Source organism: Amycolatopsis sp. NPDC048633 (assembly GCF_040650695.1).
Taxonomy (GTDB): domain Bacteria; phylum Actinomycetota; class Actinomycetes; order Mycobacteriales; family Pseudonocardiaceae; genus Amycolatopsis.
In genome coordinates this window covers 28,498-43,873 of record NZ_JBEZHS010000045.1, presented here as the reverse complement: position 1 = coordinate 43,873, position 15,376 = coordinate 28,498, and the positions used below count along the sequence as shown (strand labels likewise).

Genomic DNA, 15,376 nt, shown 5'->3' with positions numbered 1-15,376 from the left:
ATGGCGACCCCGACTCTGACCAAAGTGGACACCGCGCCACCGAAGCGCACCGACAAGGTCACCACCGCGCTGCGGCGCTTCGCGATCTCGATCACGATCTTCAACATCGTCGGCTACACCGTGCTCGGCTTCGAGCAGCCGTGGCTGTACCCGTTCGTCGCGCTGGCGACCGCGTACACCACGGAGATCCTACTCGAAATCATCAACGCCCGCGTCACCTCGCGTGCGGTCCGCTTCAAGGGCAACGGGTTCAAGGGGCTCATGGAGTTCCTGCTCCCGGCGCACATCACCGGGCTCGCGCTGAACATGCTGACCTACGTCAACGACCGGATCCTGGTGATGATCTTCGGGGTCGTCGTCGCAGTCGGCACGAAGTGGATCCTGCAGGCGCCGGTGTACGGCCGGATGCGGCACTTCATGAACCCGTCGAACTTCGGCATCACGATCATCCTGCTCCTGTTCCCGTGGGCCAGCATCGCCCCGCCGTACCACTTCACCGAGCAGATCCCCACCTGGGGCGGCTGGCTGATCGTCGGCATCATCCTCGCGTCGGGCACGGTGCTCAACGCGCTGCTGACCGGCCGGATGTTCCTCATCGCGGGCTGGCTGAGCTTCTTCGTCATCCAGGCCGTCGTCCGCGGCTGGCTCTTCGGCACGTCGATCCCCGGCGCGCTGGCGATGGCCACCGGTGTCGCGTTCGTGCTCTACACCAACTACATGGTGACCGACCCGGGCACGTCGCCGTCGAAGCCGGGTTCGCAGTTCGCCTTCGGGGCCGGGGTGGCGCTCGCGTACGGCTTCTTCACCGCCGTGCACGTGGCCTACGGGCTCTTCCTGGCCACCGCGACCGTCTGCCTGATCCGCGGCATGTTCCTGTGGGCCCTGCACTTCTCGAACAAGGCGCGGATCAAGTTCGAGGCCGAGCAGGCCGAGCAGAAGGCGAAACTGGAGCTCGCGCCCGCGCCGGCGGAAGCGGGTGGCGAGAAGCCGGGAGCCGTCGCGGCATGACCGGCCGCCAGCACCGAGCCCGGGCGGCGCGCACCGCGCCGCCCGGGCCGCCGCGCCGGGCGACCCTCCGGTTGCTGAAGCAGCTCTTCACCGACCGGCTCGCGCTCATGGGCGACAACGCCGAGGCTTACGGCGACGTCGTCCGCATCGCCATCGGCCCGAAGGCGATGTACCTGGTGAACCACCCGGACCTCGCGAAGCACGTCCTCGCGGACAACGCCGCGAACTACCACAAGGGCATCGGCCTGCAGGAGGCCCGCCGGGCCCTCGGCGACGGCCTGCTCACCAGCGACGGGGAGACCTGGCGCGAGCAGCGCCGGACCATCCAGCCGGTGTTCCAGCCCAAGCGGATCGCGCGGCAGGCCGCTGTCGTCGCGTCCGAAGTGGACAGGGTGATCAAGCGGCTGGCCGCGCACGACGGGCCGGTCGAGATCCTGCACGAGATGACCGGGCTGACCCTCGGCGTGCTCGGCAAGACGCTGCTCGACGCCGAGCTCGGCGGGTACGAAACGCTCGGCCACTCGTTCGAGGCCGTGCAGGACCAGGCCATGTTCGAGGCGGTCACGCTGAGCGCGATCCCGCAGTGGGTGCCGCTGAAGAAGCAACTGGAGTTCCGCACCGCGCGCGACGACCTGCGCCGGATCGCCGACGAGCTCGTCGAGCAGCGGCTGGCGAACCCGGTCGAGAACGGCGAAGACGTGCTGTCGCGGCTGATCGCGTCCGGGTCTGCACAGGGCGCGTCGCGCGAACGCATGCGGGACGAGCTGATCACCCTGCTGCTGGCCGGGCACGAGACGACGGCGAGCACGCTCGGCTGGGCCTTCCACCTGATCGACGAGCACCCGGAGGTCGGCGAGCGGCTGCACGCCGAAGCCGTCGATGTGCTCGGCGACCGGCTGCCCGAGCAGGAGGACCTGCGGCGGCTCACCTACACCGTGGCCGTGGTCGAGGAAGTCATGCGGCTGTACCCGCCGGTGTGGCTGCTGCCGCGGATCGCCCAGGCCGACGACGAGATCGGCGGGTACCACGTGCCGGCCGGCTCCGACGTCGTCGTGGTGCCCTACACCCTGCACCGGCACCCGGGGTTCTGGACCGACCCGGAGCGGTTCGACCCCGGCCGGTTCGACCCGGCGAACCCGGCCGGGCGGCCGCCGCGGTACGCCTACATCCCCTTCGGGGCCGGGCCGAGGTTCTGCATCGGCAACAGCCTCGGCGTGATGGAGGCGGTGTTCGTGCTCGCCATGGCGGCACGGGACCTGGAGTTGCGCAAGGTGCCGGGCAAGGTCGTCGACCCCGAAGCGATGCTCTCGCTGCGGGTGCGCGGCGGGCTGCCGATGACCGTGCACCGCCGGGAACGGACGCGGCGGGCCGAAGCCGCCTGAGTTCATTGTGGACATTCGACGAGGAGGTAGGCCGGTGCAACCCGAGGCCACCGAAGAAGAACGCGTCAACACCATGACCCTCGAGGCCTACGCGGACACGATCGTGCCGGGGGAGAAGCGGTACGAAGGTGACCGGGCGATCGCCGGGGCCGCGCCCGGCCCCGGTTCGGTGGCGGCGGGCGCGCTCGAGCTGCTGCACTTCGACGCGACCGGCGTCACCGTCGGCCTGCCCTACCTCGCGCAGTCGCTCAACGATCACGCGAAGGCCTACGCGGGCGAGGTGGAGCTCGCGCTCGACCATGACGTCCCGTCGTTCGTCGCGCTGCCCTACGAGCACCGCCGCGAACTGGTGCGCCGGCTGACCGCGCCCGGCCACCCGGAGAAGGACGGCTGGGTCAGTCTCGCGTTGTTCTGCAACATGGCCTTCGACAGCGCCGCGCACAAGCACACCGCCGACGCCATCCGCGAGGGTCACCCGGGCCTGCTGGCGCTGGGCTACACCGCACCGGACGCCGACGGGTTCTGGCGGTTCCCGAAGTACGGCTACGGCCGCAAGCTGGCCGAACTCCACCCCGACACCACGCCTTCCGGGAGCCCCGCATGACTGCCATCGACAAGACCGACGTCCTCATCGTCGGCAGCGGTTTCGGCGGGTCCATCCCCGCCTACCACCTCGCCGCCGGCGGGGCCAAGGTCACCGTGCTGGAGCGCGGGCCGTGGCTGGCCGCGGCCGACTTCGAGCACGACTACCTGCTCGGCTCGTCCTACACGCGGGCGTTCGACTTCGTCGTCGGCGACGGGATGAGCGTGCTCGGCGGCAACTGCGTCGGCGGCGGCAGCGTCGTGTACTTCGCCGCGATGCCGCGGGCGCCGAAGTTCGTCTTCGAGCGCCACGGCAGCATCGGGCGCCGGATGTGGCCCTGGGTGATCAACCGCGACTCGCTCGAGCCGTGGTACGACCGGGTCGACGAGGCGCTGCCGGTGTCCAAACAGGACTGGAGTGACGTCTCCTACGCCGGCGGGCTGTGGGCCGCGGCCTGCAACCACTCGGGCCGGACGGCCAACCCGGCGCCGGTCGCGGTCGACAACGACACCTGCGTCAACTGCAACTTCATGATGGCGGGCTGCAAGTTCGACGCCAAGCGTTCGATGCTGACGAACTACCTGCCCGCGGCCCTCGCGCACGGCGCGGAGATCCGCCCGCTGCACGAGGTCCAGCGGCTCGAGCGCACCGAGGACGGTGACTACCGCGTCTACTTCGACCTGATCGACGAGGAAGACTACCGGATCCACACCGGCAGCGGCGTGATCGAAGCGAAGATCGTCATCATCGCCGCCGGCGCGGGGGCCACCCCGGTGATCCTGCAGCGCTCGGAGGCCGCGCTCGGCACGATGCCGCACGGCGTGGGCCGGTACTTCTCCGGCAACGGCGAGCGGCTCAACACCGCGATCATCGACGAGGACCGCGTCCGCGAGGTGCTGGGACTGTCCCGTGAGGACGGTCCGGTCTACTCGGCCAACCACATCGGCAAGGGCCCGACCGTCGCGAACTGGGACAAGCTCGACGGGTCGCTGCCGGAGTACGAGCGGTACTCGCTGGAGCAGTTGTACTTCCCGCCGGGCCTGGGCACCATCCTCGCCCAGGTGCCCGGCGGCGAGGAGCCGCGCTGGTTCGGGGCGGAGAAGAAGGAAATCCTCAAGCAGTGGGCCAACTGGCTGACGATCTTCCTGATGACCGAGGACGACAACGAAGGCGTGTTCGGGGCCCCGCCGCCCACCGGGAACGCCTACCGGATCTCGCAGCAGATGCTCGGCCGCGGCCCGCTGCGCTACGAGCCGACGACGAACACCCGGCGCGGCTGGGCGCTGGCCGACGCGGACTGCAAGGCGATCATCGAGAAGGACGGCCTGGCGAAGGTGGCCCCCTGGACGAACGACGTCGTCGGGGCGTACACGGTGCACCCGCTGGCGTCCTGCCGGATCGGGGACGACCCGGCGACGTCCGCGCTGCACCCGAACCACGAGCTGCGCAACCACCCGGGCATCTTCGTCACCGACAGCGCGTCGGTGCCGGGCGCGCTGACGGTCAACCCGGCGATGACCATCGCCGCGCTCGCCGAGCGGTCGATCCCGGGCATCGTCCGGGCCCTGCAGGCCCGCGACATCGACGTCAAGTACGGCGCCCCGGCGCCGGACGGCTCGATCACCGGCCGGCGGGCGGTGTCCAAGCTGGACCTGGTCGCCGGCAACTGATGCACGGGTACATCGAACTCGCGCTCCTGGGTGCCTGGGAGCGCGAGTTCGCCGGTTCACGAGGAGGAACGATGGCGCCCGGACTGGTGCGGTTCGCCCTGCGGCGGACATTGCGGGACGTGAAGTACGTCGAGGCCGTGCGGCCGAGGCGAGCGCGGGGGCTCGTGCGGGACGTCTACCGGCAGGTGGAGCGGGACTTCGGGATGCTCGCCCCGCCGATCGCGCTGCATTCGCCGTCGCCGGAGGTGCTGGCCGCGGCGTGGCTGATGCTGCGGGAGTCGCTGGTCGCGGGCGGGGCGGCGAGCCGGGCCGGCAAGGAGGCCGTCGCGGCCGCCGTGTCCGCGGCGAACTCGTGCCCGTACTGCGTCGAAGTGCACGCGATGGCGCTCGGGACGCTGGGGGAGCCGGCCGCCGCCGCGGCCATCGAGGCCGGGGACCCCGCGGCCATCCCGGACCGCGGCCTGCGCGCGCTGACGGCGTGGGCGGGCGGTGACGGCGGGCTGCCCGCGGACGTGCCCGAGGACGCCGCGGCGGAGTTCACGGCCGTGGCCGTCGCGTTCCACTACCTCAACCGGGTGGTGAGCGTGTTCCTCGGACCGTCGCCGCTGCCCGAGGCCGTTCCGCCGACGGCGCGGGCGAAGGCCAAGGCGGTGCTGGGCTTCCTGCTCAAGCCGGGTGCCACGCCGCCGGCCGGGCAGGCGCTGGACCTGCTGCCCGCCGCGCCGGGGCCGGGGCCGGACAGCACGCTGTCCGACGCTTTCGCGCGTGCCGCGGCGGCGATCGAGACCGCCGGGGAACGCTCGGTGCCCTCCCGCGTGCGGGAGCTCGTCCGCCGGGAACTCAAGGCGTGGGACGGGAAACAGCCCGGGCTGAGCCGCGCGTGGGTGGAGCCGGTCCTCGCCGAACTCCCCGCGGAGGAGCACGCACCGGGCCGGATCGCGTTGCTGACGGCCAAGTCGGCCTACCAGGTGACGGCCGCCGATGTCGCCGCGCTCAGTCCGGAAAGGACGGACGACCGCGGGGTGGTCGAGCTGGTGTCGTGGGCGGCGCTCACCGCGGCCGTCGCGGCGGGCGACCGGCTTTCTCCGCCCGCGAAGAGAAGACTCCCCAGGTCGCAACGGCGATGATCGATCAGGAGAAGACGTCGCATCGGTGAAAGGACAGACAGGTGACTGACACCACGGGCGTGATCGCCGACCTGACCGCCGAGGCCGCCGAGGTGGACGCGCTCGTCGCGGGGCTCACCGAGGCGGAGTGGGACACCCCCACGCCCGCGCCGGGCTGGACCGTCCGCCACCAGATCGCGCACCTCGCTTTCATCTTCCGCATCGCGGGGCTGTCGGCGGCGCAGCCGGAGGCGTTCGTCGCCATGACGAAGTCGCTGTCCGGTGGGTTCGAGGCCGCGGTCAACGCCGCGCTGGAGGACTACGTCCACGACCCGGCCGAGGTGCTCCTGACGCGCTGGCGGGCCGAGCGGGACGCGGGGCTCAAGGCCCTCGCGGCCGTGCCCGGGAACCAGCTGGTGCCGTGGCTGGTGAACCCGCTGCCGCCGTACGTGCTGGCGTGCGCGGGGATGATGGAGGTGTTCGCCCACGGCCAGGACGTCGCCGACGCGCTCGGCGTGCGCCGCGAGCGCACCGACCGGATCCGGCACATCGCCGGATTTTCCGTCCGGGTCCGGGACTTCGGCTACGAGGCCCGGAACCTGACGCCGCCCGCGGAAGAGTTCCGGTTCGAGCTCACCGCGCCCTCCGGGGGGCTTTGGGCGTTCGGGCCCGAGGACGCGGCCCAGCGGGTCACCGGCAGTGCCGAGGACTTCTGCCTGCTCGTCACCCGGCGGCGGCACCGCTACGACCTCGATGTGCACGCGACGGGCACGCTGGCCGACCAGTGGCTCGACATCGCCCAGGCCTATCGCGGGCCGGCCGGGCAGGGACGCCGTCCCGGCCAGTTCAACGCCTGAATCCTTTGTGGACATTGCAGGTCGTTGTCCGGTCGTGCTGACGATCCGGTCACGGGCAGCAGCAGAAGAAGACGGTCCGCATCGTCCGGAGATGCTGGACCTGATGGCCCGGCCGCCCGGAGCACCGGGCAGCGGCGGTGCCGCCAGACGGAGACAGGCCGGCGGCGGGACCTCGGTTCCCGCACCGGTGAACAGCGGGGACCTGACGGTACCGATGAAATCGGGCTCGAGAGCCAGCGGGAGTGCTGTGGCATGAGCGTAGAGCGGATTTCGATTGTCGGTATCGGTCTCCGGTACCCCGACGCGAGTTCTCCGGAAGAGCTCTGGGAAAACGTGCTGGCCGGGCGCCGGGCGTTCCGCAGGCTGCCGGACGAGCGGATGAACCGGGCGGACTACTACTCGCCCGACCCGAAGGCACCGGACCGCTTCTACTCGCAGAAGGCGGCCGTGCTACGGGGCTACGAGTTCGACCGGGTGGCGCACAAGGTCGCCGGCAGCACCTTCCGGGCGACCGACACGACGCACTGGCTCGCCCTCGAGGTCGCCGCGGAGGCCCTCGCGGACGCCGGGTTCGGTGAAGGCGAGGGTGCCCCGAAGCAGAGCACCGGCGTCGTCATCGGCAACAGCCTCACCGGTGAGTTCTCCCGCGCCAACATCATGCGGCTGCGCTGGCCGTACGTGCGCCGCACGGTCGCGGCGGCGCTGACCGCCCGCGGCTGGGAGGACGAGGACACCGCGAACTTCCTGCGGGAGCTCGAGGTCCAGTACAAGGAGCCGTTCCCCGAGATCAACGAGGACTCCCTCGCCGGCGGCCTGGCCAACACGATCGCCGGCCGGGTCTGCAACTACTTCGACTTCGCCGGCGGCGGGTACACCGTCGACGGTGCCTGCTCGTCCTCGCTGCTGTCGGTGGTGACCGCGGCCAACGCGCTCGTCCAGGGCGACTTCGACCTCGCCATCGCGGGGGGTGTCGACCTGTCGATCGACCCGTTCGAGGTGATCGGCTTCGCGAAGACCGGCGCGCTGGCCAAGCGCGAGATGAAGGTCTACGACGCCGATTCGAACGGCTTCTGGCCCGGTGAGGGCTCGGGCATGCTGGTCCTGATGCGCGAGAGCGACGCGCTGGAGCAGGGCAAGCGGATCTACGCGTCGATCGGCGGCTGGGGGGTGTCCTCCGACGGCAAGGGCGGCATCACCCGGCCCAAGGCGTCCGGGCACCGGCTGGCCCTCAAGCGCGCCTACGAACGCGCCGGCTACGGCGTCGAGACCGTCTCCTACTTCGAGGGCCACGGCACCGGCACCGCGCTGGGCGACGAGACCGAGATCGAGGCGTTGTCCACGGCCCGCCGTGACGCCGACCCGCTGGCCAAGCAGGCCGCGCTGTCGACGATCAAGGGCAACATCGGCCACACCAAGGCCGCGGCCGGCGTCGCCGGCCTGATCAAGGCGTCGCTGGCGGTGTACCACCAGGTCATCCCGCCCGCGACCGGCCACTACACCCCCCACGAGTCGCTCACCGGCTCCTCGGCGCGGATGTACGTCCCGCGCGAGGCGACGCTGTGGCCGGAGGACCAACCGGTCCGCGCCGGAGTCTCCGCGATGGGCTTCGGCGGGATCAACTCCCACGTCACGGTGACCGAGGCGCCGACCGCGGCCCGGCGCCGGGAGGTCGACGAGCGGGCCCGCTCGCTGGTCGCCGGTCGCCAGGACGCCGAGCTGCTGCTGTTCGACGCCGACGACCTCGCGACCCTGCGCGGGAACATCGCCGCGGTGCTGGAAACCGTGCCGAAGCTGTCGTTCGCGGAACTGACCGACCTCGCCGGCACGCTGGCGGAGGACCTGTCGGGCAAGCCGGTGCGCGCCGCGGTCGTCGCGGCCAACCCCGAGCACGCCGAGCGGAAGCTGACCAAGCTCCTCGAACAGCTCGACTCCGGTGACTCGGTCTTCGACAGCGCCGACGGCATCTTCGCGAGCAGCCGCGGCTCCGCGCCGAAGATCGGCTACCTGTTCCCCGGCCAGGGTTCCGGCCGCGGTGGCGACGGCGCGCTGCGCCGCCGGTTCACCGTGGCGGACGAGATCCACCGAGCCGCCGCGCTGCCCACCACCGGCGACCCGGTCGCCACCGAGGTGGCGCAGCCCCGGATCGTCACCGGTTCGCTGGCCGCGCTGCGGGTGCTGCGCTCGTTCGGCATCGAGGCGTCGACGGCCACCGGCCACAGCCTCGGCGAGCTGACCGCACTGCACTGGGGCGGCGCACTCGACGAGCGAGCGCTGCTGAAGCTCGCCACGATCCGCGGCAAGGTGATGGCCACGACCGTGGGCGACGGGACCGGCGCGATGGCGAGCATCGCCGCTTCGCCCGGCCGGGTCGAGGAACTGGGCCTGGGCGACGACGTCGTCATCGCCGGGTACAACGCACCCGAGCAGATCGTCATCTCCGGGCCGGCCGGGGCGATCGACCGGATCGTCGCCCGTGCGAAGGCCCAGGGTGTCACCGCGACCCGCGTCAAGGTCTCGCACGCCTTCCACTCGCCGGCGGTCGAGCCGGCCGCGAACGCCATGACCGAGCGGCTCGGCGAGTTCGCTTTCGCGCGGCTGGAGCGGCCGGTCGTCTCGACCGTCAGCGGGGACGTGCTGCACGCCGCGGAGGACCTGCCCGGGCTGCTGCGCGACCAGATCGTGCTGCCGGTCCGCTTCCGCGAGGCCGCCGCCAAGGTGGCCGAGCGCAGCGACCTGGTGGTCGAGGTCGGGCCCGGCCGGGTGCTGACCGGGCTGTTCGAGGAGATCGCGCCGGAGACCCCGGTGCTCGCGATCGACACGGACAACGCGTCGCTGCAGGCCCTGCTGCGGGTCGTGGGCGCGGCGTTCGCGCTCGGCGCGCAGATCTCGGTGGACGCGCTGTTCGAAGGCCGGATCGTCCGCGCCCTGCCCGCCGACGGCCAGTTCACCTTCCTGGCCAGCCCGTGCGAGGCGGGGGCGTCGATCGACAGCGAGCTGGCCGCCGAGCTGGCCGCGGAGAAGGCGGAGGCCGCCGCCTCGGACGCCGAGGCGTCCGACGCGGACACCGGCTCGACCCTGGACCTGCTGCGCAAGCTCGCCGCCGAGCGCGTCGAGCTGCCGCTGGAAGCGGTCACCGCCGACACCCACCCGCTCGACGACCTGCACCTGTCGTCGATCACGGTCGGGCAGCTGGTCAACGACGTCACCCGGGCGCTGGGCCGCCCCGCGCTGGAAGGCATGCCGAACTTCGCGACGGTGTGCCTCGGCGACCTCGCCGAGATGATCGACGAGCTGGCGCAGACGGCGAAACCGGCCGACACCGCCGCCGGCGAGGCCCCCGGCGTGGGTCCGTGGGTCCGGCCGTTCGCGGTCGAGTACGTGCCCGCGCCGCGGCCCGCCGCGGACCTCACGTCGGGGGCGGGGAACGCCGAATGGCAGGTCTTCGCGACGCCGCGGCACCCGCTGGCCGAACCACTGAAGGCCGCGCTCGCACGGTCCAGCGCCGGCGACGGCGTGCTGCTCTGCCTGCCGGCGGACTGCGACTCCAGCCACGTCGGCCTGTTCCTCGAAGCCGGTCGCGCGGTCATGGCCGCTCCCAACGGCACGCGGTTCGTGGTCGTCCACCACGGCTACGGGGCCGCCGGCCTGGCCAGGACCCTGCGCCTGGAGGACCCGTCGGCGAAGACGACGATCGTCGACCTCGCCGACCCGGCACCGTCCGATGTGGACGCGATCGCGTCGGCCGTGACCACGGTGGTGGCCGAGGTGGCCGCGACCACGGACTTCGCCGAAGCGCGCTACGGCGCCGATGGCGGGCGCACGGTGCCGAGGCTGTCCGCGCTGCCCGCCCCGAAGCCCGGACCGCTGCGCGACTCGCTGGACGCGACCGACGTCCTGCTCGTCACCGGCGGCGGCAAGGGCATCACGGCGGAGAGCGCGCTGGCGCTCGCCAAGGATTCCGGGGCGCGGCTGGCCCTGCTCGGGCGCAGCGACCCGGAGTCCGACAGCGAGCTGGCGGAGAACCTCGACCGCATGGAGGCGGTGGGCATCCGCTACCGCTACGAGCGGGCCGACGTCACCAGCGCCCCGCAGGTCGCCGAGGCGATCGCCCGGGTGGAGGCCGAACTCGGCCCGGTCACCGCGATCCTGCACGGCGCGGGCCGCAACGAGCCGGCTGCCCTCTTCAGCCTGACCGAGGACAGCTTCCGCAAGACCCTCGCCCCGAAGATCGGCGGCCTCAACGCGGTGCTCGCCGCGGTCGACCAGGACCGGATCAAGCTCCTGGTCACCTTCGGCAGCATCATCGGCCGGGCCGGCCTGCGCGGTGAAGCGCACTACGCCACGGCGAACGACTGGATGACCGAGCTGACCCTGCGCTTCGGCCAGGAACACCCGAAGGCACGGGCGATCGCGCTGGAGTGGTCGGTCTGGTCGGGCACCGGCATGGGCGAGAAGCTCGGCGTGGTCAGCGCCCTGATGCGCGACGGCATCACACCGATCCCGACCGAGGAGGGCATCACCATCCTCCGCCGGGTGCTGGCCGACCCGGCCGCGCCGCCGGTGCTGGTGGTCTGCGGCCGCACGTCGGGCCTGCCCACGCTGCCGATCCGGAAGCGGGAGCTGCCGCTGACCCGGTTCGTCGACCGCGCGATCGTGCACTACCCGGGCGTCGAGCTGATCACCGAAGCCGACCTCTCCGACGGTGCCGACCCGTACCTGACCGACCACCTGCTCGACGGGCAGCTGCTGTTCCCGGCGGTGCTCGGCATGGAGGCGATGACGCAGGCCGCGGCGGCGACGCTGGACCGCACCGGCACCCCGGTGCTCTCCGACGTCGAGTTCCTCCGGCCGATCATCGTCTCGCCCGGCGGGTCGACCACGGTCCGGCTGGCCACGCTGGCCCGCGACGCCGACACCGTGGACGTCGTCATCCGCAGTGACGAGACCGGCTTCAGCGCGGACCACTTCCGGGCGCGGCTGAGCTTCGCGCGGCCGGCCGAGCTGGGGGAGAAGGCCGCCCGCGACGTCGCGCTGCCGCCGGTCCCGGTGGAGCCGATCAGCGAGCTGTACGGCTCGGTCCTGTTCCAGGGCAAGCGGTTCCAGCGCGTCCTCGGCTACCGGCGGGCGAGCGCCCGGCACGCGGTCGCCGAGATCGCGACCAGCGCGGACTTCTCGTGGTTCGCGCCCTTCCTGCCCCAGGAGCGGCTGCTGGCCGACCCCGGCACGCGGGACGCGATGATGCACGCGATCCAGTGCTGCGTCCCCGACGCGACGCTGCTGCCGCAGGGCATCGAGAAGCTGTACCTGGCCGAACCGGGGCGTCAGCACGACGAATACGTCCTGCTGGACGCGAAGGAACGCTCCCAGGACGGCGACAGTTACGTCTACGACCTCGACGTGCGCAACCCCGACGGGACGCTGGTCGAGCGCTGGGAAGGCCTGAAGCTGCGCGCGGTCCGCAAGCGCGACGGTGCCGGGCCGTGGGTCCCGTCGATGCTCGGGTCCTATGTGGAGCGTTCCTGTGAACGGCTGCTTGGCGGGACGCGGTCGGTGGTGCTCGAGCCGGACCCGGCCGGGCGTCCGGCCGAGGGCATCGCCGAGCGGAGGGCGCAGACGGCGCTCGCCGTGGGCCGTGCGCTCGACCGGCCGGTCGAGATCCGGTACCGCCCCGACGGCAAGCCGGAGTGCGACGGCGGGGTCCACATCACCGCGTCACACACCGCACAGCTGACCCTGGCTGTCGCCGGCACCGGCCCGGTGGCCTGCGACATCGAGACGGCGATCGAACGCAGCGAAGAGGACTGGGCCGGGCTGCTCGGCGAAGAGCTCCTCGCCCTCGGCCGGCTGCTGGCCGCCGACACCGGCGAACCGGTCAGCGTGGCCAACACCCGGGTGTGGAGCGCGCTGGAGTGCGTGCGCAAGACCGGGTCGATGACCCAGGCGCTGACCGTGCGCCAGGTCGACGCCGACGGGTGGGCGCTGCTCGCCTCCGGCAACGCCCGGATCGCCACCTGGTCGACCACCGTCAACGACCGGACCGCCCCGATCGTCTTCGCTGTGCTCCACGCAGAGGGGAACTGAGATGTCCGCCTATTACGAGATCCGCCACACGGTCGGGTTCGAAGAGACCAACCTGGTGGGCAACGTCTACTACGTGAACTACGTGCGCTGGCAGGGCCGGTGCCGCGAGATGTTCCTGAAGGAGAAGGCGCCGGCAGTGCTCGAAGAGGTCCGCCACGACCTCAAGCTGTTCACCCTCAAGGTGGAGTGCGAGTTCTTCGCCGAGATCACCGCGTTCGACGAGCTGTCCATCCGGATGCGGCTGGAGGAACTCACCTCGACGCAGATCCAGTTCGCCTTCGACTACGTCCACCTCACCGCCGACGGCGAGGAGCGGCTCGTGGCGCGGGGACGGCAGCGGATCGCCTGCATGCGCGGGCCGAACACGGCCACCGTGCCGTCCCGGGTCCCCGAGCAGCTGCGCGAAGCGCTGGTGCCCTACACGACGGCCGCGGTCAACGGCAAGGGATTCTGACGTGGGCTACGACGCAGAGCCTTCCGAGGTGGCTCCCGTGCCCAAACGGCTGCGGACGTCACGCGCCCGCAGTGGCCTCTCCGTCCAGCCGGGCCTGCGGCAGGTGATGGCCCAGTTCGCGACCGGGGTGACGGTGCTGACGGCGGGCGGGGATGACGCGCACGGCATGACCGCCAACGCGTTCTCGTCGGTGTCGCTGGAACCGCCGATGGTGCTGTGCTGCGTGTCCAAGGCGGCCCGGATGCACACCGCGATCGTCACCGCGGGCTCGTTCGGGGTCAACATCCTGGCGGCCGAGCAGCAGGAGCTGTCGAAGTACTTCGCCGACTGGCGCCGTCCCGACGGGATCGCCCAGTTCGACGCGGTCGGCTACACGGCGGGCAACCTGACCGGCGCGCCGCTGCTCAACGGCGCGCTGGCGTGGCTCGAATGCGAGCTCGCCCAGGTGGTGGCGGGTGGCGACCACTCGATCTTCCTCGGCCGGGTGGTCGCCACCAGCCGCGGCGAGGGCGAACACGCGCTCGTCTTCTACGGCGGCGGCTACCACCGGATCGACGGGCGGGCCCGCGCGGCCTGAGGGAGGCGAAGACAATGCTGATCGCGGTTACCGGCGGTACCGGCTTCCTCGGGACCCACACGGTCGCGGCCCTGCTGCGGCGGGGTCACCGGGTGCGGCTGCTCGCCCGTGACCCCGGCCGACCTGTCCCGTCCACTGTGGACGTCGTGGCCGGTGACGTCACGGACCCCGCTGCCGTCGCCCGGCTGGTCGACGGTGCGGACGCGCTGCTGCACGCGGCGGGTGTCTACACCTTCGACAGCAGGCGCCGGGCCGAGCTGTGGCGGGTCAACGCGGGCGGCACCGACGTCGTGCTCGCCGCCGCACGCAAGGCGGGCACCGGGCGGATCGTGCACGTCTCCACCGTCGGGGCGCTGTACCCGGCGGCCGGGCCGACGATCGGGGCGGCGAGCCCGGTCGGCACCCCGCGGGAGGCCTACCTCGCCTCGAAGGCCGAGGCCGAGCGGATCGCCCGCGCGCACCGCGCCGACGGCGTCCCGGTCACCGTCACCCACCCGCCGGCCCTGCTCGGACCGCACGACCCGCACCTGGGCGACCAGAACGCGCGGCTGCGGGACCTGCTGCGCGGGCTGATGCCGATCTGGCCGTCGGGCGGGCTGCCGATCGGCGACGTCCGCGACTCGGCGGAACTGCACGCGCGGCTGTTCGACGGCGTGCCCGGCGACGGGTACTTCGGGCCGGGCCACTTCCTGACCACCCGCGAGTACCTCGCCGTGGTCCGGGCCGCGACCGGGCGGCGCCTGCCGGCGGCGTTCCTCCCGGCGCGGGCGATGTTCCCGGTCGGCCGGGGTGCCGACTTGCTGCAGCGCGGTTGGCCGTGGCACATCCCGGCCGAGTACGGCGCGCTCTACGTCTGCGCCTCCGCCGCGCCCGTCGCCGCGGACGCACCCGGGGCCGGCGTCCCGGCGCGGCCGGTGGCCCGCACCGTGCGCGACACGGTCGCCTGGTTGCACGCGACCGGACGCCTCACCGACCGGCAGGCGGGCGCGGCCGCCCTGCCCACTGTGCCCATGACGACGACAACGGTCCCGGCCGAGCCGGGACCGTCCCGACCGAGGAGGGTCCTGCCATGACCGCCAGCGACGCCATCGAGCCCATCCGGCCCGGCTCCGACACGGTTCCGACCGCCATGACGGACGTGCCGGACGGCCGGCAGGCCCGGCCGATGCCCCGGCTGGGGCGGGGCATCGTCTGGTCCGACATCGTCGCCGAGATCGAGCACGACTACGAGGTCCGGCTGCGGGATGCCGCATGAGCGGAAGTCACGGCGCGCGGACGCCGCGGTGAGGCACTCGCTCTCGCGTTGAACTGCGGTCGTCGAACCACCTCGGCCACTCGACGGCCGGCCTCCCGGAATGCGTCGAGATTCGTCCGATTCATGAGCTTCCGGGCCGGGGAGGGAGAACGGAGGAAACGCCATGACAGCTCCAGCGTTGCCGGCCGGGAAGGGCCGGGCCGACGGATAGCCGGCCGAACCGAGCGGCCGCCCGCGCGCGGACTCGCCGCGGGAACCGGCCGCGCCGGCCGAGCGGGAGTACCTGCGTGAGCACATCGTTCTCGGTTACAACTGAACGTCCGGCGGCCGGGCGGGTGCCGCGTCACGGGCGCGCGCCTGCCGGTCCGGCGCACGCACAGAGATGACGCGGTCACCGCGAGGG

At 72.3% G+C, this 15,376-nt stretch carries 11 protein-coding genes; all 11 read left to right on the top strand.

Annotated features, from left to right (window positions below):
* On the top strand, positions 1 to 1,008 hold the full coding sequence (locus AB0C38_RS44170) for an enediyne biosynthesis protein (RefSeq protein ID WP_360685697.1): 1,008 nt from the start codon (positions 1 to 3) through the stop codon (positions 1,006 to 1,008).
* Positions 1,005 to 2,390 carry a cytochrome P450 gene (locus AB0C38_RS44165; protein ID WP_360685694.1) on the top strand — a complete coding sequence of 462 codons (1,386 nt, stop codon included), beginning with the start codon at positions 1,005 to 1,007 and terminating at the stop codon, positions 2,388 to 2,390. Before AB0C38_RS44170 ends, AB0C38_RS44165 begins: the two co-directional genes overlap by 4 nt.
* Positions 2,391 to 2,424: 34 nt before the next feature.
* Positions 2,425 to 2,994: a DUF5987 family protein gene (locus AB0C38_RS44160; protein WP_360685691.1), complete on the top strand. Its 570-nt coding sequence runs from the start codon at positions 2,425 to 2,427 to the stop codon at positions 2,992 to 2,994.
* Entirely contained in the window at positions 2,991 to 4,643 is a 1,653-nt protein-coding gene (locus AB0C38_RS44155; protein WP_360685688.1) for a GMC family oxidoreductase, read from the top strand. The genes AB0C38_RS44160 and AB0C38_RS44155 overlap by 4 nt, the downstream gene beginning before the upstream one ends.
* 71 nt (positions 4,644 to 4,714) lie before the next feature.
* Positions 4,715 to 5,770 carry a carboxymuconolactone decarboxylase family protein gene (locus AB0C38_RS44150; RefSeq protein WP_360685685.1) on the top strand — a complete coding sequence of 352 codons (1,056 nt, stop codon included), beginning with the start codon at positions 4,715 to 4,717 and terminating at the stop codon, positions 5,768 to 5,770.
* A gap of 41 nt (positions 5,771 to 5,811) precedes the next feature.
* Positions 5,812 to 6,606: a TIGR03084 family metal-binding protein gene (locus tag AB0C38_RS44145; RefSeq protein ID WP_360685682.1), complete on the top strand. Its 795-nt coding sequence runs from the start codon at positions 5,812 to 5,814 to the stop codon at positions 6,604 to 6,606.
* A gap of 252 nt (positions 6,607 to 6,858) precedes the next feature.
* Positions 6,859 to 12,687, top strand: coding sequence for a type I polyketide synthase (locus tag AB0C38_RS44140; RefSeq protein WP_360685679.1), 5,829 nt, complete (start codon positions 6,859 to 6,861; stop codon positions 12,685 to 12,687).
* A gap of 1 nt (position 12,688) precedes the next feature.
* Positions 12,689 to 13,141, top strand: a complete 453-nt coding sequence (locus AB0C38_RS44135) for an acyl-CoA thioesterase (protein ID WP_360685676.1) — start codon at positions 12,689 to 12,691, stop codon at positions 13,139 to 13,141.
* A 1-nt stretch (position 13,142) separates the two neighbouring features.
* Positions 13,143 to 13,718, top strand: a complete 576-nt coding sequence (locus AB0C38_RS44130) for a flavin reductase family protein (RefSeq protein ID WP_360685673.1) — start codon at positions 13,143 to 13,145, stop codon at positions 13,716 to 13,718.
* Between the two features lie 14 nt (positions 13,719 to 13,732).
* A complete protein-coding gene (locus AB0C38_RS44125) occupies positions 13,733 to 14,791 on the top strand; it encodes an NAD-dependent epimerase/dehydratase family protein (protein WP_360685670.1) in 1,059 nt (352 codons plus the stop codon).
* Positions 14,788 to 14,973 (top strand): DUF6222 family protein, encoded by a 186-nt coding sequence (locus tag AB0C38_RS44120; RefSeq protein WP_360685667.1) that lies wholly within the window; start codon positions 14,788 to 14,790, stop codon positions 14,971 to 14,973. Before AB0C38_RS44125 ends, AB0C38_RS44120 begins: the two co-directional genes overlap by 4 nt.
* Positions 14,974 to 15,376: the final 403 nt, after the last annotated feature.